This window comes from Cupriavidus sp. H19C3, from assembly GCF_049393815.1.
In the GTDB taxonomy this organism is placed as follows: domain Bacteria; phylum Pseudomonadota; class Gammaproteobacteria; order Burkholderiales; family Burkholderiaceae; genus Cupriavidus.
The window spans coordinates 1,722,138-1,746,896 of record NZ_CP184985.1 but is presented as its reverse complement, the minus strand read 5'-3'; the positions used below and the strand labels follow the sequence as shown (position 1 = coordinate 1,746,896).

24 protein-coding genes and 1 pseudogene are annotated in these 24,759 nt (G+C 67.0%); 11 read left to right on the top strand and 14 right to left on the bottom strand.

All coding sequences use genetic code 11. From position 1 onward, the window contains the following. Window positions 1–148: 148 nt before the first annotated feature. Window positions 149–757: a glutathione S-transferase family protein gene (locus DFLDMN_RS08060; protein WP_423197940.1), complete on the top strand. Its 609-nt coding sequence runs from the start codon at window positions 149–151 to the stop codon at window positions 755–757. 533 nt (window positions 758–1,290) lie between these two features. Next, window positions 1,291–2,792 (top strand): annotated as a pseudogene (locus DFLDMN_RS08055) (DEAD/DEAH box helicase). 106 nt (window positions 2,793–2,898) lie between these two features. On the opposite strand, the gene DFLDMN_RS08050 reads toward DFLDMN_RS08055, so the two are convergent. Continuing rightward, window positions 2,899–3,753, bottom strand: coding sequence for a LysR substrate-binding domain-containing protein (locus tag DFLDMN_RS08050; RefSeq protein ID WP_423197939.1), 855 nt, complete (start codon window positions 3,751–3,753; stop codon window positions 2,899–2,901). Between the two features lie 125 nt (window positions 3,754–3,878). Here DFLDMN_RS08050 and DFLDMN_RS08045 point away from each other — a divergent pair, with 125 nt between their 5' ends. The 3 genes from DFLDMN_RS08045 to DFLDMN_RS08035 are packed head-to-tail and all read left to right on the top strand — an operon-like array spanning window position 3,879 to window position 7,303. Then, complete coding sequence (locus DFLDMN_RS08045) at window positions 3,879–5,255, top strand: MmgE/PrpD family protein (RefSeq protein WP_423197938.1); 1,377 nt, start codon at window positions 3,879–3,881, stop codon at window positions 5,253–5,255. After that, complete coding sequence (locus tag DFLDMN_RS08040; protein WP_423197937.1) at window positions 5,252–6,343, top strand: Bug family tripartite tricarboxylate transporter substrate binding protein; 1,092 nt, start codon at window positions 5,252–5,254, stop codon at window positions 6,341–6,343. Before DFLDMN_RS08045 ends, DFLDMN_RS08040 begins: the two co-directional genes overlap by 4 nt. 33 nt (window positions 6,344–6,376) lie before the next feature. Beyond that, complete coding sequence (locus tag DFLDMN_RS08035) at window positions 6,377–7,303, top strand: NAD(P)-dependent oxidoreductase (RefSeq protein ID WP_423197936.1); 927 nt, start codon at window positions 6,377–6,379, stop codon at window positions 7,301–7,303. Window positions 7,304–7,333: 30 nt separating this feature from the next. Here DFLDMN_RS08035 and gluQRS read toward each other — a convergent pair whose 3' ends face one another. Further along, window positions 7,334–8,254, bottom strand: a complete 921-nt coding sequence (gene gluQRS, locus DFLDMN_RS08030) for a tRNA glutamyl-Q(34) synthetase GluQRS (RefSeq protein WP_423197935.1) — start codon at window positions 8,252–8,254, stop codon at window positions 7,334–7,336. Window positions 8,255–8,268: 14 nt separating this feature from the next. Continuing rightward, the gene (locus DFLDMN_RS08025; protein WP_423197934.1) at window positions 8,269–9,195 is read right to left on the bottom strand and encodes a LysR family transcriptional regulator; all 927 of its coding nucleotides are present in this window, start codon (window positions 9,193–9,195) and stop codon (window positions 8,269–8,271) included. 152 nt (window positions 9,196–9,347) lie between these two features. On the opposite strand from DFLDMN_RS08025, the gene DFLDMN_RS08020 reads away from it, so the two are divergent. Next, the gene (locus DFLDMN_RS08020) at window positions 9,348–10,046 is read left to right on the top strand and encodes a pirin family protein (RefSeq protein ID WP_423197933.1); all 699 of its coding nucleotides are present in this window, start codon (window positions 9,348–9,350) and stop codon (window positions 10,044–10,046) included. Between the two features lie 166 nt (window positions 10,047–10,212). Beyond that, on the top strand, window positions 10,213–11,196 hold the full coding sequence (locus DFLDMN_RS08015; RefSeq protein ID WP_423197932.1) for a CobD/CbiB family protein: 984 nt from the start codon (window positions 10,213–10,215) through the stop codon (window positions 11,194–11,196). Between the two features lie 166 nt (window positions 11,197–11,362). Here the strand turns inward: DFLDMN_RS08015 and DFLDMN_RS08010 are convergent, their stop codons facing one another. The 3 genes from DFLDMN_RS08010 to DFLDMN_RS08000 are packed head-to-tail and all read right to left on the bottom strand — an operon-like array spanning window position 11,363 to window position 13,901. Continuing rightward, window positions 11,363–11,674, bottom strand: a complete 312-nt coding sequence (locus DFLDMN_RS08010; protein WP_423197931.1) for a putative signal transducing protein — start codon at window positions 11,672–11,674, stop codon at window positions 11,363–11,365. A gap of 5 nt (window positions 11,675–11,679) precedes the next feature. Continuing rightward, complete coding sequence (gene rsgA, locus DFLDMN_RS08005) at window positions 11,680–12,657, bottom strand: ribosome small subunit-dependent GTPase A (RefSeq protein WP_423197930.1); 978 nt, start codon at window positions 12,655–12,657, stop codon at window positions 11,680–11,682. After that, complete coding sequence (locus DFLDMN_RS08000) at window positions 12,654–13,901, bottom strand: M48 family metallopeptidase (RefSeq protein ID WP_423198356.1); 1,248 nt, start codon at window positions 13,899–13,901, stop codon at window positions 12,654–12,656. Before DFLDMN_RS08000 ends, rsgA begins: the two co-directional genes overlap by 4 nt. A 112-nt stretch (window positions 13,902–14,013) precedes the next feature. Between DFLDMN_RS08000 and orn the strand changes: the two genes are divergently transcribed. Next, the gene (gene orn, locus DFLDMN_RS07995; protein WP_423197929.1) at window positions 14,014–14,646 is read left to right on the top strand and encodes an oligoribonuclease; all 633 of its coding nucleotides are present in this window, start codon (window positions 14,014–14,016) and stop codon (window positions 14,644–14,646) included. A 109-nt stretch (window positions 14,647–14,755) separates the two neighbouring features. Then, window positions 14,756–15,637: an AEC family transporter gene (locus DFLDMN_RS07990; protein WP_423197928.1), complete on the top strand. Its 882-nt coding sequence runs from the start codon at window positions 14,756–14,758 to the stop codon at window positions 15,635–15,637. A gap of 24 nt (window positions 15,638–15,661) precedes the next feature. Here DFLDMN_RS07990 and mog read toward each other — a convergent pair whose 3' ends face one another. Continuing rightward, the gene (gene mog, locus DFLDMN_RS07985) at window positions 15,662–16,348 is read right to left on the bottom strand and encodes a molybdopterin adenylyltransferase (RefSeq protein WP_423197927.1); all 687 of its coding nucleotides are present in this window, start codon (window positions 16,346–16,348) and stop codon (window positions 15,662–15,664) included. Continuing rightward, window positions 16,345–16,953, bottom strand: coding sequence for a ribosome biogenesis factor YjgA (gene yjgA / locus DFLDMN_RS07980; RefSeq protein ID WP_423197926.1), 609 nt, complete (start codon window positions 16,951–16,953; stop codon window positions 16,345–16,347). The genes mog and yjgA overlap by 4 nt, the downstream gene beginning before the upstream one ends. A 66-nt stretch (window positions 16,954–17,019) precedes the next feature. Between yjgA and pmbA the strand changes: the two genes are divergently transcribed. Continuing rightward, a complete protein-coding gene (pmbA, locus tag DFLDMN_RS07975; RefSeq protein WP_423197925.1) occupies window positions 17,020–18,408 on the top strand; it encodes a metalloprotease PmbA in 1,389 nt (462 codons plus the stop codon). A 10-nt stretch (window positions 18,409–18,418) separates the two neighbouring features. Here the strand turns inward: pmbA and DFLDMN_RS07970 are convergent, their stop codons facing one another. The 6 genes from DFLDMN_RS07970 to DFLDMN_RS07945 all read right to left on the bottom strand — a co-directional run bounded on the left by DFLDMN_RS07970 (window position 18,419) and on the right by DFLDMN_RS07945 (window position 23,031). Then, window positions 18,419–18,919 carry a dihydrofolate reductase gene (locus DFLDMN_RS07970; RefSeq protein WP_423197924.1) on the bottom strand — a complete coding sequence of 167 codons (501 nt, stop codon included), beginning with the start codon at window positions 18,917–18,919 and terminating at the stop codon, window positions 18,419–18,421. Between the two features lie 51 nt (window positions 18,920–18,970). Further along, window positions 18,971–19,789 (bottom strand): 2-keto-4-pentenoate hydratase, encoded by an 819-nt coding sequence (locus DFLDMN_RS07965; RefSeq protein WP_423197923.1) that lies wholly within the window; start codon window positions 19,787–19,789, stop codon window positions 18,971–18,973. 53 nt (window positions 19,790–19,842) lie between these two features. Then, a complete protein-coding gene (locus DFLDMN_RS07960) occupies window positions 19,843–20,571 on the bottom strand; it encodes a haloacid dehalogenase type II (RefSeq protein WP_423197922.1) in 729 nt (242 codons plus the stop codon). 14 nt (window positions 20,572–20,585) lie between these two features. Beyond that, window positions 20,586–21,299, bottom strand: coding sequence for a GntR family transcriptional regulator (locus DFLDMN_RS07955; RefSeq protein ID WP_423197921.1), 714 nt, complete (start codon window positions 21,297–21,299; stop codon window positions 20,586–20,588). 53 nt (window positions 21,300–21,352) lie between these two features. Continuing rightward, on the bottom strand, window positions 21,353–22,147 hold the full coding sequence (locus DFLDMN_RS07950; protein ID WP_423197920.1) for a thymidylate synthase: 795 nt from the start codon (window positions 22,145–22,147) through the stop codon (window positions 21,353–21,355). Between the two features lie 176 nt (window positions 22,148–22,323). Continuing rightward, window positions 22,324–23,031 (bottom strand): TerC family protein, encoded by a 708-nt coding sequence (locus DFLDMN_RS07945; RefSeq protein ID WP_423197919.1) that lies wholly within the window; start codon window positions 23,029–23,031, stop codon window positions 22,324–22,326. Between the two features lie 560 nt (window positions 23,032–23,591). Here DFLDMN_RS07945 and egtD point away from each other — a divergent pair. Then, a complete protein-coding gene (gene egtD, locus DFLDMN_RS07940; RefSeq protein ID WP_423197918.1) occupies window positions 23,592–24,701 on the top strand; it encodes an L-histidine N(alpha)-methyltransferase in 1,110 nt (369 codons plus the stop codon). The last annotated feature ends 58 nt before the right edge of the window (window positions 24,702–24,759 follow it).

The window sequence follows — 24,759 nt, the reverse complement described above, 5'->3', positions numbered from 1 at the left end:
TCAAACGCTAAAAATTGACTAGTCCAATCAATATTGTGATTGATACGATCAAAAATACGACCCGGAACTGACCGGTTTGCCGGTGGCGCGCAGGACACCGGCGATGCGATTAGCATTGTGATTTTCCGATACGCACTGAGACCCCACGATGAGACTGATCGGCATGCTGGACTCCCCCTACGTCAGGCGCGCGGCGATTTCGCTGAAGCTGCTCGATATTCCCTTTACGCACGAGCCGGTCTCGGTGTTTCGTACCTTCGAGCAGTTCCGTGCGATCAATCCGGTGGTGAAAGCCCCCACGCTGGTCTGCGACGACGGTGTGCCGCTGATGGATTCGACGCTGATCATCGATTACGCCGAGACGCTGGCGGGGCGCAGCCTGATGCCGCGGGACCTGGCACCGCGTCGCCAGGCCCTGTACGTGCTTGGACTGGCGCTGGCCGCCAGCGAGAAGACCATGCAGAACGTCTACGAGCACAACCTGCGCCCCGCCGAGAAATACCACCAGCCCTGGCTCGAGCGCGTCGACGGGCAGCTGTTCAGCGCCTATGGCCTGCTCGAGGCCGAAATCGCGCGTACGCCGGTGCCGGCCGACCAGCAGGCGCTGACCCAGGCGGATCTCACCACGGCGGTGGTGTGGGCGTTTACCCAGCACATGCTGCCGGGCAAGGTAGCCGCCGATGCGCATCCGGCCCTGGCCGCCTTTGCCGCCGCCATTGAACGGTTTCCGGTCTTTCGCGAGACCCCGCTGGAGTAGTCCGGCGTGAGGTGCGGAGCGTGAGGTGCGGGCGTGGGACGGGTGTGGGACGGGTGTGGGATACCCCACCAAATTCCCCGCGTTCGGGTGATGTCCGGTGCAGCCGGATATCGCAAGATACGCCGCGGGGCAACCAGGATCCCTTGCCCCGCTACCACTTCAGCCCCGCGACCTCCCCGGCCAGCGGGGCTTTTTCATGGGGTTTGCGGTCTCTGGCCGCACGGTGGCCGCCGCTGTGACACGCCGTTGACACCGGGTGCGCCTACGCTGTGACGTACGGCACCATGAGGCGGTCATGGTGGTAGAATCCAAGTCTTTGATTTTCTAGGCAATTGCCTGCAACGGCCAAAGCGCCGCGCACCAGCCGCCGACTCGGTCGCAAACCCGGCCCCCGAGCCGGTCGCAAACTCGGTCGCCACCCAGCCGCCGAGCCAGTTGCGGCGCGTGGCCGCAGGCTTGCCGCCACGTTGCCCCCTGTACCAGACGCGTGTCCGAATTGCGCCGGGCCCGACGCCCGCAAAGACACCGAAACCATGACCACTACGACCCTCCCAGACCAGCCCCAGGCAGAGCAGACCTTCGACAGCTTCGGCCTCGACGCGCGTATCCTGCGTGCCCTCACCGAACAAGGCTACTCGCGGCCCACGCCGATCCAGGCGCAGGCCATTCCCATCGTGCTGCTGGGCAAGGACGTCATGGGGGCCGCGCAGACCGGCACCGGCAAGACCGCCGGGTTTGCCCTGCCGATCATCCAGCGCCTGCTGCCGCTCTCCAACGCGAGCGCCTCGCCGGCACGCCATCCGGTGCGCGCCCTGATGCTCACGCCCACGCGTGAACTCGCGGACCAGGTCTATGACAACGTGGCGCGCTATGCCAGGCACACGGATCTGCGCAGCACGGTCGTGTTCGGCGGCGTCGACATGAACCCGCAGACCGACGCGCTGCGCCGTGGCGTGGAGATTCTTGTGGCCACGCCAGGCCGCCTGCTCGACCACGTACAGCAGAAGTCCGTGAACCTGTCGCAGGTGCAGATGCTCGTGCTCGACGAGGCCGACCGCATGCTCGACATGGGCTTCCTGCCGGACTTGCAACGCATCATCAACCTGCTGCCGGCCCAGCGCCAGACGCTGCTGTTCTCGGCGACGTTCTCGCCGGAGATCAAGCGGCTTGCCGCCAGCTACCTGAAGCAGCCGGTGACGATCGAAGTGGCGCGCAGCAACTCGACCAACGAGAACGTGCGCCAGATGGTCTACCAGGTGGAAGACGGCCACAAGCAGGCCGCCGTGATCTGCTCAAGCAGCGCGCGGCAAGCAGCGGCGAATCGCAATCGCGACAGTGCATCGTGTTCGTCAACAGCAAGATCGGCTGCTCGCGCCTGGCGCGCCATCTGGAGCGCGAAGGCATCAATGCCGCCGCGATCCATGGCGACAAGACGCAGTCCGAGCGCATGCAAACGCTGGACGGTTTCAAGAGCGGCACCATCGACGCACTCGTCGCCACCGACGTGGCGGCGCGCGGGCTCGATATTCCGGCCATGCCGTGCGTGATCAACTTCGACCTGCCGTTCAGCGCGGAAGACTATGTGCACCGTATCGGCCGCACGGGCCGTGCCGGTGCCAGCGGTGACGCGCTGTCGATCTATACGCCTGGCGGCGACGATCGCCTGCTGGCCGATATCGAGAAGCTGATCAAGCGCAGCATTCCGCGCGGCACGCTCGAAGGCTTCGATCCGACCGGTGAACGCGCGCGTAGCGAGGAAAGCGACCGCCGCCGCCAGCGCGCCGATGTGCGGCGCGCGCGCGACAACAGTGAAGGCGAGGGCGAAGGCCGCCGCCGCCGTGGCGAGCACGGTGGACGAACGGCTTTCCGGCCGTCGGACGATCCGTTTTTCTCGCGGCCCTATGAGCCCGCCGGCCACAACAACGGCGCCACGCCGTCGCCGTCCGACGAACTGGCTGCCGCGCTCACGCGTAGCCGCCAGGCGCCCAAGCGCCCCGTCGCGGCCCTGCTGGGCGGCGTGCCGCGCAAGTCCTGACGGAAGGCCGGGCGTCTGGGGGCCTCGGGGCCTTACGTCGGCAAGGCAGTACGGCAGTCAGGGCAGGGGCCAGACCGGGGCGATGACGCGATGCACGCGGCCCCGTCTACAACGCCCCCAGCATCCACTCCGCGAATTTCCGGTACGGCGCCTGCCGTGACTTGGCCGGATCCCACACCAGGTAGTACCCATCCTCGCTCGATGCCACCTGCGGCAACGGTTGCACAAGCGTGCCCGACGCAAATTCCTGCGTCAGGTACGCGCGCTGCGTGACCGCCACGCCGAGGCTCTGCGCCGCGGCCTGCAGGCATAGCGCGGCATTGGCCAGCGGGATAAAACGCACGTTGCCATCGGCTTCCAGCCCGACCGCGCGCAGCCACATATCCCAGCTGTCCGGCGCGATGATCGAGCGCAGCAGCTTTTCCCCAAGCACATCTTCCGGCCGATGCAGGCGTGCCGCGACTTCCGGCGCGCACGCCAGCACCAGGGCATCGCGGAACAGCAGGTCGGCACGCAGGTCGGGCCAGTCGCCGCGCCCGCGTCGTACCACGAAATCCGCATTGTTGAGGTCGGTGTCGTCGGCGCGCGAGACCGTGGCGATTTCCACGTCGATGTCCTGGTGCCGCGCATAGAAGTTGGCCAGCCGCGGCATCAGCCACTGGATCGCAAAGCTCGGAATCACCTTGACGCGGATGGGCCGCTCGCCCCCGGCATTGGCCACCTTGTCCACCACCGTCTCCAGCCGGTCGAACAGGTCGGCCACCTGTAGCGCGAGCGTGCGCCCGGCCTCGGTAAAGCCGATCTCGCGGCCATCCTTGAACACCAGCGCGGTGCCCAGTTCGGTCTCCAGCTTGCGGATCTGGTGGCTGACGGCCCCCGCCGTGATATGCAGCCGCTCGGCCGCCCGCCCCACGCCGCCGCAGCGGTAGACCGCGTCGAGCACGCGCAGCGGGCCCAGCATGTTCCTCAGCCTGTGCATCGCAATCGTTGAATTAAAGTCAATATTTCAAAAATCTATTCGACAGACGGCGCATGTCAATGGGAATAAAGTCGATTCCACGTTGAGATCGAATCAAGTATGCACCGATGACGCTCGCCCTGTCGCTCGCTCGTTTTGCCGTGGAAACCACCGTCGAGGAAATCGACCCGCTCGCGCTGGAGCGGGCCCGGATGTGCCTGGCCAGCACGGTGGCGAGCGCCGCCATGGGATACGGCATCGCGTCGGCGCGCATCGTGCGTGCGTTGGAGCTGGAAGAGGGCGGCGCACCCGTGGCGACGGTATGGTTTGCCGACTGCAAGCTGCCGCTGACGCGCGCCGTGCGCGTGAACGCGGTGGCCAGCGACGCCGCCGCGTCCGACGACAGCGACATGCGCAGCATCGCCCATATCGGCACCATCGTTTCCACCGCCGCGCTGGCCGTGGCCGAACAGACCGGCGCGAGCGGCCGCGAGGTGCTGGCCGCCATGGTGATGGGCTACGAGATTGCCGGGCGCATCGACGAGTCGCTGACGCCGGGCCGCATGCAGCGCGGTTTCCATGGTTCGGTGTCCACCGTGTTCGGCGCCGCCGTCGCGGCCGGCCGCCTGCTCGGGCTGAGCGTGCCGCAGATGGCCCACGCGCTGTCGCTGGCCGCCACGTCGATCGGCGGCATGGCGATCTCGGCCGATACCAGTTGCGCGCGCGAGTATCACGCGGGCAGCTCGGTGATGACGGGCGTGCAGGCCGCCACGGCGGCGGGGCGCGGGTTCGAGGGCGAGCTCGGCGTGCTGGAGTTGCCGCGCGGGTTTCTGAGCGCGCTCGGCGGGCAAGCCATCGAGGACATCACGCACGGGCTTGGCGAATCGTGGGACATCGTCACCGATATGGCCATCAAGCTGATGCCCGGCGCGCATCCGTTCCATGCCACCGCCGAAGCCGCGGCCGACGCCGCGGAGAAAGCACGACAGGGCCATGGCCATCTGCAACCCGCCGATATCGAGCGGGTGGTGATCTCGGCCGCGGTGCAGTGGACCAATTTCAAGGGCGATCCGCATCCGCGCAACCTGGTCGACGCGGCGCACAGCCTGGTCTATTTCGTCGCCGCGGCCATCGTCGACGGCGGCTTTGGCTGGCGCCATATGGACGAGGCCGTGATGGCGGACCCCGTTATCGCCGCGCTGCAGGACAAGGTCACGTTCGATCCCGCGCCGCCGCCGTTGCCGGACCGCTTTCCGCATCGTCACGGCGGCACCGTGACGATCCATATGAAGGACGGCCGCGTGTTCTCGAGCACCTGCCGGGCGCCGCGCGGCTCCGGGCCGCGCGGCGTGGAATGGCTCGATATCCGCGACAAGTATCGCCAGCTGGCGCCGCTCGGCGGCATGTCGGACGCCGCCGTGACCGAGAGTTTCGCGTGCCTCCGCACCTTCGATGGCGCCGATGCGGTGGCGCGCCTGGTGGCCCTGCTGGGCCGGCCGGGGTGACACGAACCGACGACGCGCAGGCGCTGAGCGGCGCCACCCGCAGCTTTGCAAGCCAGCACGCCGCCATGAGCGTGCGGACCATAACCATGAAGGAGACCTTCGATATGAATCGCTTTTTTGCCAAGCTGTCGGCAGCGCTGGGCCTCGGTCTTGCGTTGAGCGCACCTGTGCACGCCGCCGACGCCTTTCCGACCAAACCCATCACGATCATCGTCAGCGTCTCTCCGGGCGGCAGCCTCGATACGCTCGCGCGCATGCTGGCGGCATCGATGTCGACCGAACTCAAGCAATCGGTCGTGGTCGAGAATGTACCCGGGGCCGGCGGCCTGGTAGGCTTCCAGCGCCTGGCCAAGTCGGACCCCAACGGCTATACGCTGATGTTCAGCAATAACTCGATGGTGCTGATTCCGCTGCTCTATCCCAAGGCCAATCTCAATGTGGTCACCGATACCAGCGCCATCGGCACCGTGGCCAATGTGCCGATGGTGCTGGCGGTCAGCAACAAGAGCGCGATCCCGGATCTGCCGGTGATGATGAAGCGCATGCGGGCCGGCGAGTTCAAGCCGAACCTCGGCTCGGGCGGACCCGGCACCTCGGCCCATCTGGCCGAGGCGATGTTCCTGCAGATGACCCGGACGCACGGCGAGCTTGTGCAGTATCGCGGCACCGGTCCGGCCTTGACCGACCTGATGGCGGGTACCATCGACGGGGTGATCGACCAGACCGTGACGCTGATGAACCTGCATCACGACAAGCGCGTGAAGGCCATCGCGATTTCCTCCCCGGCTCGCATTGCACAGATGCCCGATGTGCCGACTTTCTCGGAGGCTGGCCTGCCGCAGTTCGACCTGCAGATCTGGAACGGGCTGGTGGCGCCCAAGGGTACGCCCAGGCCGGTGATCGACACGCTGGCGGCGGCGCTCAACCAGGCCATCGAGTCGCCCGAGTACAAGGAGCGCCTGCAGCAACTGGCCGCGCAATTGCCACCTCAGGCCGAGCGCGGGCCGGAGAGCTTCCGGCAGCTGCTGGTGCGCGACCAGAAACGCCTGGCCGAGATGGCGCAGCAGATCGGCCTGCAGCCGCGCTGATGCTCGCGCTTTTCAGATACGGATCGCAACCAGATGGACAAGACGGACAAGATGGAAAAGACAGTCTACGGATTTATCGGCCTCGGCAATATGGGCGGCCCGATGGCGTCGCGCCTGCTCGCCGCGGGCCATGTGCTGCACGTGCTGGACCGTGACGCGGCGGCGGTCGCGCCGCTGGTGGCGCGCGGCGCCACGCGTCACGACTCGCCGCGCGCGGTGGGCGATGCGGCCGACGTGGTGTTCCTGAGCCTGCCCGATGGCAGCGTGGTCGAGCAGGTGGTGGGCGGACCCGATGGCCTGGTGGAAGCGCGGCGCGCCCGCTGCGTGGTGGACCTGTCCACCATCGGCCCGATTGCCGCACGCCGTGCCGCCGCCACGCTGGCCGGGCGCGATATCGCCTATGTCGACGCACCCATCAGCGGCGGTCCGACCGGCGCGACCAACGGCACGCTGGCGGTCATGGTGTCGTGCCCGCGCGATCGCTTCGACGCGCTCGGCGAGGTGCTCGCGGTCTTCGGCAAGACCTTCTACCTCGGCAATGAAGCGGGCCAGGCCCAGGTCATGAAGCTTGCCAACAACCTGCTGTCCGCCACCGCGGTGGCCATCACCTCCGAGGCGATGGCGCTGGGCGTCAAGGCCGGACTCGATCCGAGCGTGATGCTCGATGTGATCAACGCCGGCTCGGGCCGCAACTCGGCCACGGTCGACAAGTTTCCGAAGGCGGTGCTGACGGGGACCTTCAATATCGGCTTTGCCGCGCGCCTGGCGCACAAGGACGTGCGGCTATGCCTGCAGGAAGCGGAGTCGATCGGCGTGCCGATGATGGTGGGCTCGGCCGTGCGCGAGATGCTGGTGGCCACCACGGCCATCCTCGGCAAGGAGGCCGATTATTCCGAGGTGGCGCGCGTGGTCGAGGACTGGGCGGGCGTCAAGGTGCGGGCTCGCAAGACGCAGGCGTAGCGGCCGCGCGCCTCGTCGTGGTGGAGACGCTCAGCTTGCGCGTGCCGCCGCCGCGTGGGCCCACGCCTCGGTGGCGCGGGCCAGCCACGACGCCACGTCGGTGGCGTCGTGGTCCAGGCCCAGATGCCGGCCGGCCTCGCGCAGCGCGGCGAGCGGATAGGCGAGGTCGATCGCCTGTGCGCCGCTCTGCTTGCTGAGCTTCTCGCCGACCGCGTTGGTCACCACCGGCACATGCAGGTAGACCGGCGTCGGGAGTCCGAGCAGGTGCTGCAGATGGATCTGCCGCGGCGTGGAATCGAGCAGGTCCGCGCCGCGCACGACATGGGTGATGCCCTGCGCGGCATCGTCCACCACCACGGCGAGCTGATAGGCCCACAGCCCGTCCGCGCGCCGCAGCACAAAATCCCCGAGTTCGGTCGCCAGGTTCTGGCATTGCCGGCCCTGCCAGCGGTCGTTGAAGCAGATCGTGGCGGCGGCGCCGTCGGGCACGCGCACGCGCCACGCGCGCGGCAACTTGCCATGCAGCCCGTTGCGGCAGGTGCCCGGATAGCCGAGGGTCTGGTGCCGCTCGCGCACGTGGGTCAGCGAGTCGGCAATCTCCTTGCGTGAGCACCCGCACGGATAGAGTTGTCCGGCCGCCTCCAGCCGGTGCAGCGCGTCGGTGTACAGCGCTTCGCGCTGGCTCTGCCAGACCGGCGGCTCGTCCGCGTGCAGGCCGAGCACGTCGAGCGTGTGGAGGATGTCGGCGTCGGCGCCGGGCACGCAGCGAGGGTGATCGATATCCTCGATGCGCACCAGCCACTGGCCGCCATGCGCGCGCGCATCGAGCCAGCTGGCCAGCGCGGTCACCAGCGAACCCATATGGAGCGGCCCGGTGGGCGAGGGCGCAAAGCGGCCGCGGTACGGCCGCGCGCCAGTGGGATTCCCGTCGGGAGTGCAGCTGACAGGCATCGGTGCGGCACCTGTCATTCGGGCATCGTCATGCCCGGCTGCTGCAACAGCGCTTGCGCCAGGCGCGGATCTTCGAGCTTGGCTGCCCACCATTGCAGCGCCTTGCCGCGCGTGCTGGTGCGCCAGGCCACGCGGAAGGTGCCCGGCGCGCGCACCTCGACGGTCTCGCGCGCCTGTAGTACGCCGCTTTCGATATGTGGCTGGGCCATCGGCGCCGGCAGCCAGCCGCAACCCAGCCCGCGGATCTGCGCCTCCAGCTTGTCGCGCATGGTCGGCACCACGAGCACGTCTTGCCCCGCCAGCACGCCATGGGTGCGGGCAGGCAGGTTGCGCGAGGTGTCGCCCACCGCGACGATGCGATGCTTGGCGATCTCCATCGTCGTCAGCGGGCCTTCCACCGCGGCAAGCGGATGATGCGCCGCCACCGCAAACACGAACGGGATGTTGCCGAGCGGGCGGATCTGCAGGCCTTGGGTGCTCGGCGCGTCGTAGGCGCCGCCGATGATCAGGTCGGCCCGGTTGCCAAGCAGCGCATCCCACGAGCCGCCCAGCACTTCCTTGCCAAAGCGCAGACGCGTGGCGGTGTTTTCGGCATAGAAGTCGTGAATGACCGGCAACAGGGCGCGGAAATTGACGAGGTCGTCGAGCACGATCGAGAGCGTGGCTTCCCACCCCGTGGCCAGACGCTTGACCCGGCGCGCCAGATCGTCCGCCGCGTGGAGCAGGTGGCGACCCTCGTCCAGCAGCGCGCGTCCAGCCGGCGTGAGCTCGGCCCGGTGACGGCGCCGGTCGAACAGCAGCACATCGAGATCTTCTTCCAGCTTGCGGACCACATAGGTCAGGGCCGAGGGCACCTTGCCCATTTCGTGGGCAGCGGCGGCAAAACTGCCCTTGCGCTCGATAGCGTCAAGGACTTCCAGCGATTCGAGGGAGAGAGGCATATTCAGAAATTCTGAACGAGTGCTACTAACGCGGTGCCCGCCAATATACTCCCGCTCCCCTAGACTGCATAGCATCTCAACGCAATTCGCCAGCTGCCGTGCTCCGGTGCGGCAGCCCGGGCAAACGTGAAAGGCCAAGGAGGGCCATCAAAATGATTGAAATCCGCAAGTCGAGCGAGCGTGGCTATGCTGATCATGGCTGGCTGAAGTCGTACCACAGCTTCTCCTTCGCCGACTACTTCGACGACAAACATGTGCAGTTCGGGCCACTGCGGGTGATCAACGAGGACCGCGTGGCGCCGGGCATGGGCTTCGGTACGCACGGTCACCGCGACATGGAGATCATCAGCTACGTGCTGGAAGGCGAGCTGGCGCACAAGGACAGCATGGGCAACGGCAGCGTGATCCGTCCCGGCGACGTGCAGCGCATGAGCGCCGGCACCGGCGTGCGTCATTCGGAGTTCAATCACGCCGCCAACGACACCACGCACTTCCTGCAGATCTGGATCATGCCGAACCAGCTCAATATTGCACCCGGCTATGAGGAGCGCCATTTCGACGCGACGGAGAAGCGTGGCCGCCTGCGCCTGGTGGCCAGCCCGGATGGCGCCGAGGGCTCGGTGGTGGTTCATCAGGACGCGCGGCTGTATGCCGGCCTGTTCGACGGCGACGAGACGGCGACGGTGGCGGTGGCGCCGGGCCGCCGGGCCTATGTGCACGTGGCGCGTGGCCGCGTTACGGTCAACGGTCAGTCGCTTGAAGCCGGCGATGCCGCCAAGCTGAACGGCGTGGACGCCGTGACGCTGGCGCAGGGCGATCAGGCCGAGGTGCTGGTATTCGACCTGCCCTGACCGGCCGCACCGAGGCGCCACGCCGGGCGACCACGGGTAATGACGGGGCGGCGGGCCTCCCGCAGTGCGGGAACTCCCGTCGCGCCCCGTCGCTATGCTATCGTCTTGGGCATCTAGTCATGCGACCGGCGCGACACTCCGCCGCGTCGACGCTCTCAGTCCCGAGATGACCTTTGTTTCCATTCTCCTGGCGCTGATCGCCGAGCAGTTCCGAGCCCTGGGCCGCAACAATCCCATCCACGACATCGTGCGTGTACTCGGCGAGCGTGCCGAACATGCGTTCGATACGGGGCGCCGGCGCGACGCCGCGCTGGCCTGGCTGACCGTGGTGCTGCCGCTCACGCTGGCCGCGGTGATCGTGCACTACCTGCTGGCCTCGATCAGCGTGGCGCTGACGCTCGCCTGGAACGTGCTGTTGCTGTACCTCACGCTCGGCTTCCGCCAGTTCAGTCACTATTTCACCGATATCCATGAGGCGCTCAATCGCGACGACGTGCTGACCGCGCGTGCGCTGCTGGCCGAATGGACCGGGCTCGACACCGTGGAAATGCCGGTCAGCGAAATCGTGCGGCATACGCTCGAGGCCGCCATCGTGGCCGTCCACCGGCACGTGTTCGGGGTGTTCTTCTGGTTCCTGGTGCCGATCGGCCCGGGCGGCGTGGTGCTCTATCGCGTGGCCGAATACCTCGGGCGCCAGTGGAATACGCCGTCCAACGAGCGCAGCCCGGCGCTCGGCACCTTTGCGGCGCAGGCGTTCTACGTGCTGGACTGGGTGCCGTCGCGCCTGACCGCGATCGGGTTTGCCATCGTCGGCAATTTCGAGGACGCGGTCTATGCGTGGCGCAATCATGCGCGCAAGTGGAATGACGCGGTCAACGGCATCCTGCTTGCCAGCGGCGGCGGCGCGCTTGGCGTGCGCCTCGGCACGCCGCTCGCCGAAGACGATTCGAGCGTGGTGCTGCGCACCAGCCTGGCCGGCGTGGATTACGCGCCGGGCATGGAAGACAGCGGTCCCGAGCCGGTGCCGCCCGAGTTCGGCGTCGAACCCGGGGTGCGTACGCTGCAGTCGGCGGTGGGCCTGGTCTGGCGGGCCGTGGTGCTGTGGATGCTGCTGCTGGCGATGCTGTCGCTGGCGCTGTGGGTGGGCTGAGCGTGCGCGCAAGCCGGCCGCGAGCGGCTGAGCCGCAAGCTGGACCGCAAGCCGGATCACAAGCCGGATCACAAGCCGGATCACAAGCCGGATCACCAGCCGGATCACCAGCCGGATCACAAGCCGGATCACCAGCCGGACCGCAAGCCGGACCACCAGCCGGCCGCTACAGCGCTTCCTGAAAACGGCCGCAGCGCCAGCACGCGGCAAACTGGGCCTCATGCCATTCGTCGCAATGGGAGCATTGCCAGCGCGGGCCGGGCGGCGGATTGGCCGCCGCGTTGAGCACGGCCCATGCCTCGGCTTCATTGGCGTCGTCCGCGATCCAGACCTGCGGCGCGCTCTCCTGGAACGGAATATCGCCGGCCGCGCCGGCCAGCCACGTATTGCGCAGCTCGGCACGAAAGCCCGCCGCGCGCAGCACGTTGCGGCAGTGCGCGGCATGGACCAGCGAAGACGTCTTCAGCAGCAGTTTCACGCGGCTTACCAGGGCTTTTGCTGACGCGATTCGTGCAGTAGCTGCTTGTACAGGTCGTGCCGCCGCTCGGAAATCTCGCCGGCCTCGATCGCCGCCAGGATGCCGCAGCCAGGCTCGTTGATATGGTGGCAATTGTAGAACCGGCACGCGGTCAGTCGCGGCCGGAACTCCGGAAAAGCCCGCTCCAGCATGCCCTCGCTCAGGTGGTGCAGGCCAAATTCCTGGAACCCTGGCGAATCGATCAGGTAGCCGGCCTGGCCCTCGACCGTGCCCCATGCTTCCGGCAGGTGATACAGCCGCGTGAACGTGGTGGTGTGCTTGCCCGAGTCGAGCTTGGCGGAAATCTCGCGCGTCTGCGCTTCCACGCCCGGAATCAGCAGGTTCAGCAGTGACGACTTGCCCATGCCCGACTGTCCGATCAGGATGCTGGAGACACCGGCCGTGCGTGGCCGCAGCTGCGCCAGCGCCTCGTCCGGGCGGGCATGCACGGACAGTTCGAGCGTTTCGTATCCGAGCGCGCGGTAGAGCGCGAGCCGGCGCCGCGCATCGTCGAGGCGGTCGGGCAGGTCGGTCTTGTTGAGGACGACCAGCGGCCGGATCTCGAGCGCCTCGGCCGAAACCAGCGCGCGGCCGAGCAGGTCCTCGGAAAAGCTCGGCTCGGTGGCGAGCACGATCACGACCTGGTCGATATTGGCGGCCAGCAGCTTGGACTTGAACTGGTCCGAACGGTGCAGCAGGTTCTTGCGCGGATCGACCGCGGTAATCACCCCCTGGTCCGCCGCGGCGCGTTCCACGCGCACGTGGTCGCCCACCGCGCAATCGCTTTTCTTGCCGCGTGGAAACGCATGCAACCGCTCGCCGTCACTCAGCTCCACCACATAGTGGCGGCCGTGTGCGGCGATGACGATGGCGGCTGCCGCGCTGTTCCTGGTACCGGCGCCGGCGCCCTTGCCGGCATTGTGATGGCGCGCGCTGCGGGTCATGCGTGCGCCAGCAGCCGGTCGATCCGCTGGGCCGCGGGCGGGTGGGAATAGTAGAACGCGCTGTAGAGCGGGTCGGGGGTCAGCGTCGAGGCATTGTCCTTGTAGAGCTTGACCAGTGCCGACACCAGGTGGCCGGCGTTGGTATGGTCGGCGGCAAACGCGTCGGCCTCGAACTCGTGGCGCCGCGACGACTGGCTCGCCAGTGGCCCCAGCACGAAGGTGAACACCGGCAGCGTCAGGAAGAACAGCACCAGCGCCAGCGCATGGTTGTCGCTGCCGAAATTGGGCAGTACGCCCAGACCCGTATAGAACCACGAGCGCGTGGCCAGCCAGCCGAGCAAGGCGAGGAATACCAGCGACAGCGCAAAGGTCACCGCGATCATCTTGGCCACATGGCGGCGCTTGAAGTGGCCCAGCTCGTGGGCCAGCACGGCCTCGATTTCCTCGCCGTCCAGGCGCGCCAGCAGCGTGTCGAAAAAGACGATGCGCTTGGTGGCGCCAAAGCCGGTGAAGTAGGCATTGCCGTGTGCGCTGCGGCGGCTGCCGTCCATCACGAACAGGCCCTTGCTGGCAAAGCCGCACTTGCGCAGCAGCGCCTCGATGCGCGCACGCAGGCTGTCGTCGGCAAGCGGCTCGAACTTGTTGAACAGCGGCGCGATGAAGGTGGGGACGATCACCTGCAGCAGCAGGCTGAAGGCCATCCACAGCAGCCAGGTCCAGACCCACCAGTAGTCGCCCGCGCGATTCATCAGCCATAGCACCGCCAGCAGCAGCGGGGCGCCCAGCACGCAGGCCACCGCGGTCATCTTGGCGAGGTCGGCCAGCCAGAGCCCGACGGTCATCTTGTTGAAGCCAAAGCGCTGCTCGACCACGAACTGCCCGTAGAGCGAGAACGGCAGGTCGACCAGGCCGCCGATCAGCGCCACGCTGCCGATCAGGGCCAGCCCATACAGGTAGCCCGGGCCGAATACGCCGAGCCAGAACTGGTTGAGCCAGTGCAGCCCGCCCAGCATGGTGAAGCCGATCAGCACGGCGGCGCCGGTCATGACCTCGAGCATCGACAACCGCGTGCGCGCCACGGTGTAGTCCGCGGCCTTCTGGTGGGCGGCAAGCGAAATGGTGTCGGCAAAGCGGGCGGGAACCGCGTCGCGGTGGCGCACCACATGGCGCACCTGGCGGGCGGCGAGCCACAGTTTGGTAAGCACCATGATCACGAGGGCGGCGAGGAAGATCAGTGTGAACATCGGCATGGCCTTTGCGGGGGTGCCCGGCCACGGCGCATGTGCGCGCGCGGCCATTCGGGCGGATATGCGAGAATTATAAGTTGTTCGTACCCTCCAGGCCGTCCCCGACCCCATGACACATCCCGCCAGCGCAGCTTCCCCGTCCGTCAAGAGTGAAAACAACCTGATCTGGCTCGATATGGAGATGACCGGGCTCTCGCCCGACACCGACCGCATCATCGAGGTCGCGGTCGTCGTGACCGACTCCGAACTCAATATCCTGGCCGAGGGCCCGGTGCTGGTGATCCACCAGGCAGATGCCGTGCTGGACGCCATGGACAACTGGAACAAGGGCACGCATGGCCGTTCCGGCCTGATCGACAAGGTCAAGGCATCCACCCTGACCGAAGCGCAGGCCGAAGCCGAGCTGCTCGCCTTCCTCAAGCGCTGGGTGCCGGCCGGCAAGTCGCCGATGTGCGGCAACTCGATCTGCCAGGACCGCCGCTTCATGGCGCGCTACATGCCCAAGCTGGAGGCGTTCTTCCACTATCGCAACCTCGACGTGTCCACGCTCAAGGAACTGTGCAAGCGCTGGGAGCCGGCCATCCACAAGGGTTTTGTCAAGCGCCAGCTCCATACCGCGCTGGCCGACATCCTCGAATCGGTGGAAGAGCTGCGCTACTACCGCACGCATTTCATCCGCAAGTCGGATGCGACCGGGACGGCTGACGCAGCGCCGCCCGCGCCGGCCACGCCAGCCGCCTGATTTTCGCTCCGAGCCCAAGCCGCGCGCATGGCGTAACGCCGGTCCCGCCCCGGCCGCCACGCGCGCACCTTCCACCGGCCTGGCGCCGGTCGCTTCCCCGGCACGTTCCATGTTCACCCGCATCGTCTCGATCATTACCCCGGTCATCCTGATCATCCTGGTCGGATGGATCTACGGGCGTCGCGCGCATCCGGACATGACGGGCATCAATCGCGCCACGCTCGACGTGATCGCGCCGCTGCTGGTGGTATCGGCCTTTATCAGCAAGGAGTTCGTGCTGGCCGACCACCTCGTGCTGCTCGCCTGCGCGGCGGCAGTGGTGCTTGGCTCGGGGCTGCTGGCGCTGGTGGCGGCCAGGCTGCTGCGCGCGGATCCGCGTACCTTCGTGCCGCCGATGATGTTCAACAACAGCGGCAACATGGGCTTGCCGCTGTCGGTATTCGCCTTTGGCCCGGCGGGCCTGGCACCGGCCGTGGCGCTGTTCGCGATGTCCAACCTGATGCATTTCACCATCGGCCTCAAGATCGTCAACCGCCATGCGTCGCTGGCGCAGATCGTGCGCAATCCGATGGTGATCGCCACGGTGGCCGGGGTGGCGCTGTCCCTGGCCAAGCCGTGGTTCATGCTGCCGGTGCCGATCTACGAATCGATCAAGCTGCTGGGCGATGCCACCGTGCCGCTGATGCTGTTTGCGCTGGGCGTGCGCATGAAGGACGTTAACCTGCGCAACTGGGGCATGGGCATGTGGGGCGCCGCGGTGTGTCCGCTGGCCGGCATCGCGGTGGCGTTGCTGCTGGTGGGATGGGTACCGCTGACCGATCTGCAGCGCGGCTTGCTGTTCGTCTTTGCCGCGCTGCCGCCGGCCGTGCTGAACTTCCTGGTGGCGGACCATTTCCGGCAGGAGCCGGACCAGGTGGCATCGATCGTGCTGCTCGGCAATATCGCGGCGGTGGTATTCGTGCCGATCGGCCTGTATCTGGGCCTGCGCTGAGCGCGCTGCATCGCGCGCATTCCCTCAGGCCGAGGGCTTCTGGCGGATGGCGCTCTTGGGCCGGAAGGCCTTGACCACGCTCTCGTCGCATTCCATGTACGGTCCGCCGATCAGGTCGATGCAGTACGGGATCGCGGCAAACACACCCTGCACCACGGGCTTGCCGTCGGCATCCTTGAGCCCCTCCAGCGTCTCGCGGATCGCGCGCGGTTGCCCCGGCAGATTGACGATCAGCGCGGCGCGGCTGGCGGTCTCGCGAATCACGGCCACCTGGCGCGACAAAATCGCGGTCGGCACGAAATGCAGGCTGACCGCCCGCATCTGCTCGCCGAAACCGGGCATTTCGCGCGTGCCGGCTGCCAGGGTGGCTTCCGGCGTCACGTCGCGGCGCGACGGGCCGGTTCCGCCGGTGGTCAGCACGAGGTCGCAGCCGGCCACGTCGACCAGTTCGATCAAAGTCCGCGTAATCAGCGCCTGCTCGTCCGGAATCAGCCGTTCCACGGCCTGCCAGGGCGATGTCAGGGCCTGGCCGAGCCAGTCGCGCAGGGCCGGAATGCCCTCGTCCTGGTAGGTGCCGGCCGAGGCGCGGTCGGAAATCGAGACCAGACCGACCACCAGTTCGTCCGGGTGGCGGCGCGCCACCGGCGAGGTGAGGGTGGCGGGAGCGGCCGTGGCGGTGGGGGCGAGCGGGGAGGAACTGACCTGCGTCATGCCTGGGGCTCCGGAGTGGGAGAGGGTTCGCCATCGGTGCCGGCGGCGCCGTCCTGGTCCTCCAGCGCGGCCTTGATGGCCTGGAACAGCTCGCGGAAGTACTTCGGCGGCCGGGACTGCTGCTGTTCCTTGCGCGCGTTGCGGATGATATTGCGCAGCGATTGCACGTCGACACCGGGGTGTTCGCCCAGAAACTTCGTGAGCGCCTCGTCGTCGGCCAGCAACAGCTCGCGCCAGCGCTCGATCAGGTGCAGGCGCGCGGTTTCCGCCTTGCTGGTGCCCTTGAATCCTTCGAGCGCACGGCGGATCGCGTCGACCTCGTCGTCGTCCAGGCCGCGCATGACCTTGCCGACAAACTGCATCTGGCGGCGCTTGCCTTCGTGGCTGCTGATGCGGCGTGCCTCGCGGATGGCATCGGCCAGCGCTTCGGGCATGGGCACGCGCGCCAGGCGGTCCTTGGGCAGCGCCTCGAGTTCGGCGCCAAGGTCCTGCAACGCGGTCATGTCGCGTTTCTTCTGCGACTTGCTCTTGGGCGAGTCGTCGTCCGGTTCGGGCTGGAACGCCCCGAAACGGGTATGGGATGGGCTACGGGTATTTCGCGTCATGCCGCGCATTTTATCTTGCTATGATTGCCGCTTGGACTTTAGCTGATACTCGCCGACACCGACCCCATGGCCTCGACTCCCGCCTCCGCATCCCTCAATTCGCAACAAACCGCGCATTTCACCTATACCCAGCACGAACTGAAGGAGATGGCGGCCGATGTGCTGCGTGTGGCACGGGAGCTCGGCGCGACCGACGCCGCCACGGAAATCTCCGAAGGCAGCGGCCTGTCGGTCACGGTGCGCAAGGGCGAGGTGGAAACCATCGAGCAGAACCGTGACAAGGTGGTGGGTGTCACGGTCATGATCGGCAAACGCCGCGGCAACGCCAGCACCTCGGACTTTTCCCCGGCGGCGCTGCGCGCCACGGCCGAGGCGGCCTACAACATTGCCCGTTTCACCGCCGAGGACGATTGCGCCGGCCTGGCCGAGGAAGAATTGCTCGAACATTCGCCGCGCGACCTGGACCTGTTCCACCCGTGGACGATCGACGCCGAGGGCGCCATCGATATCGCGCGGCGCGCGGAAGCGGCCTCGTTCGCGGTGTCGCCCAAGATCCGCAACAGCGACGGTGCCAGCCTCTCCGCGCAGCATTCGCAGTTCGTGCTGGCCACCACGCGTGGCTTTGTCGGCGGCTATCCGTATTCGCGCCATTTTATTTCGTGCGCACCGATCGCCGGCACCGGCAACGGCATGCAGCGCGACGACTGGTATTCGTCCAAGCGCTCGCCGGCCGCGCTGGCCGCGCCCGAGGACATCGGCCGCTATGCCGCCGAGCGCGCGCTGGCACGCCTCAACGCCCGCAAGTTATCCACGCGCAAATGCCCGGTGCTGTTCGAAGCGCCGCTCGCCGCAGGCCTGTTGGGCGCGTTTGTGCAGGCGGTGTCGGGCGGTGCGCTCTATCGCAAGTCGACTTTCCTGTACGACACGCTCGGCAAGGCGGTGTTTGCCCCGCACGTGCAGATCCATGAGCAGCCCCATGTGCCGGGCGCCATGGGCAGCGCGCCGTTCGACGAAGAGGGCGTGCGCACGCACGAACGCGACGTGGTGCGCGATGGCGTGGTCGAGGGCTACTTCCTCTCGACGTATTCGGCGCGCAAGCTCGGCATGCAGACCACCGGCAATGCGGGTGGCTCGCACAACCTGACGCTGTCGAGCAAGCTGACGCAGCCCGGCGACGACTTTGCCGCGATGCTGGCGAAGATGGGGACCGGCCTGCTGGTGACCGAACTGATGGGGCAGGGCGTGAACTATGTCACCGGCGACTATTCGCGCGGTGCCTCGGGCTACTGGGTCGAAAACGGCGTGATCCAGTACCCCGTGGAAGAGATCACCATCGCGGGCAACATGGTGGAAATGTTCAAGCAGATCGTCGCCGTAGGCGCCGACGTGCTGGTGCGCGGCACCAAGGAAACCGGCTCGATCCTGCTCGAGCAGATGACCATCGCCGGTAACTGATCGCCGCGCGTCATTCCTCGCCCGAAGGCGGCCGCTGGTAGGTCACGAACGCATAGTCGAACCCGTTCGCCGCCGAATGATGCGTCTCGCGTGCGGTTTCCATCCACCGCGCGCGGTCGATGGGCGGGAAGAATGCGTCGCCGTCGACATCGGCGTCGATCTCCGTCACCACCAGCCGGTCCGCGCTCGGCAGCGCCTCCTCGTAGAGTTGTGCACCGCCGATCAGGAACACCTGCTCCACTCCCATGCACAGCCGCTGTGCCTCTTCGAGCGAGCCCGCCACCTCGGCGCCTTCGAGCTTGAGTGCCGGATTACGGCTGACCACGATATTGCGCCGGCCCGGCAGCGGCCGGCCGATCGAATCCCAGGTCTTGCGACCCATGATCACGGGCGCGCCCATGGTGGTGCGTTTGAAGTGGGCAAGGTCCTCGGGCAGGCGCCAGGGCAGCGTATTGTCGCGCCCGATGGTGCCGTTGCGGGCGCGCGCGACGATCAGCGTCAACAGCGTCATGACGTTCTCTTATGCAGGTTGGATGCGCAGCTTTTAGCGGATATCGCCGCGTCAGGCAACCCCGACGGTGAGATCGTCGCGGCCGGCGACCGACAGGCGGCCCATCCAGCGCTGGCCGGGGGCCAGCGCCACCGGGCCGGCCAGCGCGCCGGTGGTGACGATCTCGCCGGCGCCGATCGGCGTGAGCGGGGACGCCGGATGCGCGGCAATGCGGAGCGCCGCCTGCAGCGATATCAGCGGGCTGCCCATGACCAGGGCCGAGCCGCCCGCAAGATCGGTATCGGCGCATTGAAAGCGCGCGTCGATCGCGGCGAACATGGCGGGCGTGAGCGGCGGCAGCGCGGAGACCGGTACCGGCGTGCCGAGCAGCAGCATGGCATGCGCGCCGAAGTCGCACAGGATGGTGGCCGGCGTGCCTTGCGCCGCGTCCACGTGCGAGTCGACCACCTCGATCGCGGGCGCGATCCACTCGATGCAGTCGATCAGGTCTGCGAGCGAAGCTGCCGGGTCGGGCGTCGCCTTGAGCCGGAACGCCAGCTCCAGTTCGATGCGCGGCGCCTGCAGCGCGGCACGCGAGATGACCTTGCCGTCGGCCGCACCGTCCTGCACGGTCTGGGCATAGATAGGGGCCACGATCGGGGCGTCGATGCCGAGCTTGGCCCAGGTCTGCTGGTTGGTGCAGCCGATCTTGCGCCCGCTGGGCTGGAAGCCCTGCGCTACCAGGCGCTCGTGCAGCGCGTTGCCGGCACGATAGCCAGTGGCGATATCGATGCCGCGCAGCGCGGCATGGGTGTCGGCATCGATGAGGCTGCGTGCGGCTTGCGCGCGCTGGAAAGCTTCGGCAATACGCGAAATTTCGGCGGGCTGCATGGTGTCCTTTCGGGTTGAGTCGCTAGCGCTACTACTATTGCCACTGCCACCGCTTACCGGGGCATGGCCGCGGCAAAGGCCGTCATGCTGTCTGCAATCACGTCCCAGGCGTCCTCGGCCGCCATGTCCTTGGCCTGCGCCGGCCCGTATTCGGTGGGGCGGGCGATAAAGCCCGTACGCAGCCCGAGCGCCCGCGCCGCGCGCAGATCGTAATTGTGGGCCGCGCACATCATCACTTCGTGCGGCTCCAGCTGCAGCTGCCGGCAAACGCCGAGGTAGGTGTCCGGATGGGGTTTGTAGTGCCGGAAATGTTCGGCCGAGAAGATGCAGTCCCAGGGCAGCGATGCATGCCGGGCCATGTTGACCAGCAGCGCGATGCTGCCGTTCGACAGCGGGCCAAGGATATAGCGCGGCTTGAGCGCATGCAGGCCGGCCAGCACATCGGGCCACGGATTGAGACGATGCCACACGCGGTTGACATGCAGCTTGTCGGCGGGCGACAGGTCCGTCAGACCGAACTTCGGCAGGATCGATTCGAGCGCTTCGAGATGCAGTGCATCGATATGGGTCCACGGCAGCGAACCGTTCTTGACGCGATCTTTCTGCGGCTCGTACAGGCCGCGCCAGGCTTGCACGAACGCTTCCCAGTCGACCGTGCCGGCCGGGAGGCCGCGCTGGCCGGCCCAGGCCGACAGGTCGGCGATGATGCTGGTGCGCCAGTCGACCACCGTGCCGAAAGTGTCGAACACAATGGCCTTGACCTCGTTCAATGCGGGTTTCATCTGCTGTCTCTCTCTCAGGTGGGCCTGCCGGGTTGGATCGCGTCGAGGATCGGTAGCAGGGTGGCCATGCCGTGTTCGCGGTGGTGCTTGAGGTGTCCGGCGGCGCTGTCTGCGTCGCGATGCGCGATGGCCTGGACGATGGCGTGATGGTCGTCGTTGGACGCCGTCGGGGTAGGGCGCAGCTTGAGTGTCAGCAGGCGCGCGCGCTGCGCCTGCTCCATGATGCTCCTGGCCAGGCGCGACAGATGGGTATTGCCGCACATCTCGACCAGCAGGCGATGGAAGTCGTCGTCCGCCACCGCCCAGGCGAGCAGGTCGCCCTCGCGCAGCGCGGCATCGCCGGCCATGCAGACGTGTTCGAGCGCGTTGACGGCACGCTGGCGCGTGAGGTCGTCGCTCTCGGCCAGGCGCCGGATACCGGCGATCTCGAGCGCCATCAACGCTTCATAGACATCGCGCATTTCCGCCGAGGACAGCGCCGAGATGCGGATGCCGCGCTTGGGAATCAGTTCGACCCAGCCTTCCTGGCTGAGCTTGACGATGGCCTGGTGGACCGGGGTCCGGCTCATCGACAGCTTGAGCGCGATCTGCTGCTCGGAGCCGAGCAGGCCCGGCCGCAACGTGCCATCGATGATGGCCTGCTTGATGCGCGCATAGGCGACCTCGGCCAGCGGCTCGCCGGGCTCGCGGGCGGGGGCGCCGGCATCGTTGCGGATGGGGTCGGCCAATTGACGAATCTCCAGGCGGCACGCCGCAAGGCGTGCAGGGTGCGCGGCCGGTGTCAGACCGCGACAGGCGCCTTGATGGCCGGGTGGGATTCGTAGCCGACCAGCTCGAAATCCTCGTAGCGGTACTCGAAGATGCTGTCCGGCTTGCGCAGGAGCTTGAGCGTCGGCAGCGGCATCGGCGCGCGCGAAAGTTGCGTGCGCACCTGCTCCAGGTGGTTGCTGTAGAGGTGGCAGTCGCCCCCGGTCCAGACGAAGTCGCCGACCTCGAGGCCGGTCTGCTGCGCAACCATATGGGTCAGCAGCGCGTAGCTCGCGATATTGAACGGCACGCCCAGGAAGATATCGGCGCTGCGCTGGTAGAGCTGGCACGAGAGCCGGCCCTCGGCCACGTAGAACTGGAAGAACGCGTGGCAGGGCGGCAGCTTCATCTGCGGAATCTCGCCCACATTCCATGCGGACACGATCAGCCGGCGCGAGTCGGGCGTGTTGCGGATCTGCTCGATCACCTGGGCAATCTGGTCGATATGCTCGCCGTTGGGCGCCGGCCAGCTGCGCCACTGGTAGCCGTAGATCGGACCGAGTTCGCCCTGGGCGTCGGCCCATTCGTCCCAGATCGTGACGCCGTTTTCCTGCAGGTAGCGGACATTGGTCGAGCCCTGCAGAAACCACAGCAGTTCGTGGATGATCGACTTCAGGTGCAGCTTCTTGGTGGTGACCACCGGAAAGCCGTCGCGCAGGTCGAAGCGCATCTGGTAGCCGAACACCGAGCGGGTACCGGTGCCGGTGCGGTCGGACTTTTCGGTGCCATGCTCGTACACATGGCGCATGAAGTCGAGATACTGTTTCATCGGCGCGAGGGGGCGGGGAGAAAAGTGAACGCGCCGCGGGAGAAACAAAGGGCGGCACGAAAACGGCTATTTTAGCCGCAATCGTGCCGCCCCATCGGTACCACCGCCGCGGGGGGCGGAAGACCACGCCCGGTGGTCTTCCGCCCGCAGTGGACCGCTTTCAGTGGACCGCCACTTCAGTGGCTTTCCACCATCTCCTCGCGCTGCCCGCGACGCTTCTGCGTCAGCCAGCCGGCGCCCAGCACGCCACCGATGATCACCACGTACATGCCCCAGTACACCACCGGCCACTGCTCGAAGAACGTCTTGACCAGCGGCTCGTGCGAGATCATCTTGACGGCCGTGAAGGCCAGCACGCCAGCGCCGAGATAGATGATGACCGGGAAGCGCGACATCAGCTTGAGCACCAGGCTCGAACCCCACACCACGATGGGGATGCTGATCAGCAGGCCCAGCACGACCAGCAGGAAGCTGCCGTGCGCGGCGCCCGCCACGGCGAGTACGTTGTCGACGCCCATCACCGCGTCGGCGATGATGATGGTCTTCATGGCACCGACCAGCGAGGTCGCGCCCGCGCCATGCTCGTCGCCATCGTCCTCGGCCGCGAGCAGCTTGTAGGCAATCCAGACCAGCGCGAGACCCCCCACCAGCAGCAGGCCCGGGATCTTGAGCAGCCAGACCACGCCAATGGTCATGGCGGAGCGGACCACCACGGCACCGATGGTGCCCCAGACAATGGCCTTCTTTTGCAGATGCGGGGGAAGATTGCGCGCCGCCAGCGCGATCACGATGGCATTGTCGCCAGCGAGAACGAGGTCGATGACGACGATCGACAGCAGTGCCGTCAGGAACTGCATCGTGAACAGATCGGTGAACCACTCCATGAATGAACGCTCCTCAGGTGCGAATAACGCTTGGTTTGTCGCCCGGGAACATGGAGTGCGCGGAAACACCGCAGGGGGAGAAAGTCCACCTTTGCAAACCATGAAACCGGGTTGCAAAGGTCTTGCTCAACAGCTGACGCGGAATGCGCGGCAGTGTCAGCACAACCGGAGGCGATCCACGATGTTCGTCGAGCGTCTCGGAATGACGATTGTGCTAAGGGCATGGGCCCCCAAGCTACTCCCCTTTGAAGGGACGCGATCGCCAGAGCGACCGCGCTGGGGCGGATTATAAGCGAACTGCCACGAAATTTGTTGCGTCGCCTTCGCACGATGTTGTGTAAAAAGCACTCACGGCCTTTGTAAGCTGATGCAAACAATGGCGCACGCCTCCGCAGATGCACCTATTCTTGTGGGATTGGCGCCGGCCGGCATGCCCCGGATCGCACAGGGGCCTGTCCCGGTACCAGCCGTGGCGCGCTTGCGCTGCCTCGCCTTGCCTGGGCTCGCCACGGTCGATTAGGGGATTCACGTAGTGCCCATATCGACAACAAGGACACGTCATGCCGGCTGTTACGACACCGCTGAACCCGACCCGCCCCCGCACGCAAAACCATCCCTCGCACAATAACGTTCCCCACCACGAGACCCATCAGGGCGATCATCACGAAGGCGCGGCCGTCGTTCCGCTCGGCAACGGACATGCCCATGCCAGGGCAGCCACCGCGCCGGCGTTCGTGCAGCAGTACCGCGAAGACAACGGCGCGTTGCGCGCCGAGATTGCCGCCGGCCTGAGCCGTCCCCAGGCGGCCATCAGCCCGAAATTCTTCTACGACGTGCTGGGCTCGCGCCTGTTCGAGGCCATCACCGACCTGCCCGAGTACTACCCGACCCGTACCGAGGCTGCGATTTTCGCCGCCGCCGGCCCTGCCATCGCCGCGCGCGCGGGCAACGGTTGCGTGCTGGTCGACCTCGGCGCCGGCAATTGCGAGAAGGCGGCGCGGCTGTTTGGCAGCCTGCAGCCCGCGCAATATGTGGCGCTCGATATCTCGGTGGACTTCCTGCGCGACACGCTGGTGCGGTTGCAGCAGCAACACCCGCAGATCCCCATGCTCGGTCTGGGCGCCGACCTCTGCAGCCCGCTCGACCTGCCCGCCAGCGTGCGGCGCGGGCGCAAGCTGTTCTTCTATCCCGGCTCGAGCATCGGCAATTTCGCGCCGATGGACGCGCTGGCGCTACTGCAGCGCTTGCGTGCCGCGGCCGGGCGGGGCGACGGCGTGCTGATCGGCGTGGACCTGCACAAGGATGCCGAGACGCTGGTGGCGGCGTATGACGATGCGCTTGGCGTGACCGCCGCCTTCAACCGCAATGTGCTGCGCAATCTCAACCGCATCGTCGGCAGCGATTTCGCGCTCGCGGACTGGCGCCATGAAGCGAGCTTCGACCAGCAGGCGTCGCGCGTGCAGATGCACCTGGCCGCTAACCGCGACGTGCGCGTGAGCTGGAACGGTGGGGCGCGCGATTTTGCCGCCGGCGAGCGGATTCACACCGAGGACTCGTACAAGTACCGGCCCGATGACTTTGCGCTGCTGCTCGAGTCGGCGGGCTTTACCGACCCCGTGCACTGGACCGATCCGCGCGGCTGGTTCGCGGTATTCCACGCACGCGGCTGACGCCGCGGGCCGCTCGCCGGCAGTGTGGAAAAGCGGATGCCGGGGCGCGATGTCATAA

Bases quoted from the DNA above. Each gene is read 5' to 3' on its own strand.
- DFLDMN_RS08060 (WP_423197940.1), top strand. From the start codon at position 149: ATGAGACTGATCGGCATGCTGGACTCCCCCTACGTCAGGCGCGCGGCG.
- DFLDMN_RS08050 (WP_423197939.1), bottom strand. From the start codon at position 3,753: ATGCTGGGCCCGCTGCGCGTGCTCGACGCGGTCTACCGCTGCGGCGGC.
- DFLDMN_RS08045 (WP_423197938.1), top strand. From the start codon at position 3,879: ATGACGCTCGCCCTGTCGCTCGCTCGTTTTGCCGTGGAAACCACCGTC.
- DFLDMN_RS08035 (WP_423197936.1), top strand. From the start codon at position 6,377: ATGGACAAGACGGACAAGATGGAAAAGACAGTCTACGGATTTATCGGC.
- gluQRS (WP_423197935.1), bottom strand. From the start codon at position 8,254: ATGCCTGTCAGCTGCACTCCCGACGGGAATCCCACTGGCGCGCGGCCG.
- DFLDMN_RS08025 (WP_423197934.1), bottom strand. From the start codon at position 9,195: ATGCCTCTCTCCCTCGAATCGCTGGAAGTCCTTGACGCTATCGAGCGC.
- DFLDMN_RS08020 (WP_423197933.1), top strand. From the start codon at position 9,348: ATGATTGAAATCCGCAAGTCGAGCGAGCGTGGCTATGCTGATCATGGC.
- DFLDMN_RS08015 (WP_423197932.1), top strand. From the start codon at position 10,213: ATGACCTTTGTTTCCATTCTCCTGGCGCTGATCGCCGAGCAGTTCCGA.
- rsgA (WP_423197930.1), bottom strand. From the start codon at position 12,657: ATGACCCGCAGCGCGCGCCATCACAATGCCGGCAAGGGCGCCGGCGCC.
- DFLDMN_RS08000 (WP_423198356.1), bottom strand. From the start codon at position 13,901: ATGTTCACACTGATCTTCCTCGCCGCCCTCGTGATCATGGTGCTTACC.
- orn (WP_423197929.1), top strand. From the start codon at position 14,014: ATGACACATCCCGCCAGCGCAGCTTCCCCGTCCGTCAAGAGTGAAAAC.
- DFLDMN_RS07990 (WP_423197928.1), top strand. From the start codon at position 14,756: ATGTTCACCCGCATCGTCTCGATCATTACCCCGGTCATCCTGATCATC.
- mog (WP_423197927.1), bottom strand. From the start codon at position 16,348: ATGACGCAGGTCAGTTCCTCCCCGCTCGCCCCCACCGCCACGGCCGCT.
- yjgA (WP_423197926.1), bottom strand. From the start codon at position 16,953: ATGACGCGAAATACCCGTAGCCCATCCCATACCCGTTTCGGGGCGTTC.
- pmbA (WP_423197925.1), top strand. From the start codon at position 17,020: ATGGCCTCGACTCCCGCCTCCGCATCCCTCAATTCGCAACAAACCGCG.
- DFLDMN_RS07970 (WP_423197924.1), bottom strand. From the start codon at position 18,919: ATGACGCTGTTGACGCTGATCGTCGCGCGCGCCCGCAACGGCACCATC.
- DFLDMN_RS07965 (WP_423197923.1), bottom strand. From the start codon at position 19,789: ATGCAGCCCGCCGAAATTTCGCGTATTGCCGAAGCTTTCCAGCGCGCG.
- DFLDMN_RS07960 (WP_423197922.1), bottom strand. From the start codon at position 20,571: ATGAAACCCGCATTGAACGAGGTCAAGGCCATTGTGTTCGACACTTTC.
- DFLDMN_RS07950 (WP_423197920.1), bottom strand. From the start codon at position 22,147: ATGAAACAGTATCTCGACTTCATGCGCCATGTGTACGAGCATGGCACC.
- DFLDMN_RS07945 (WP_423197919.1), bottom strand. From the start codon at position 23,031: ATGGAGTGGTTCACCGATCTGTTCACGATGCAGTTCCTGACGGCACTG.
- egtD (WP_423197918.1), top strand. From the start codon at position 23,592: ATGCCGGCTGTTACGACACCGCTGAACCCGACCCGCCCCCGCACGCAA.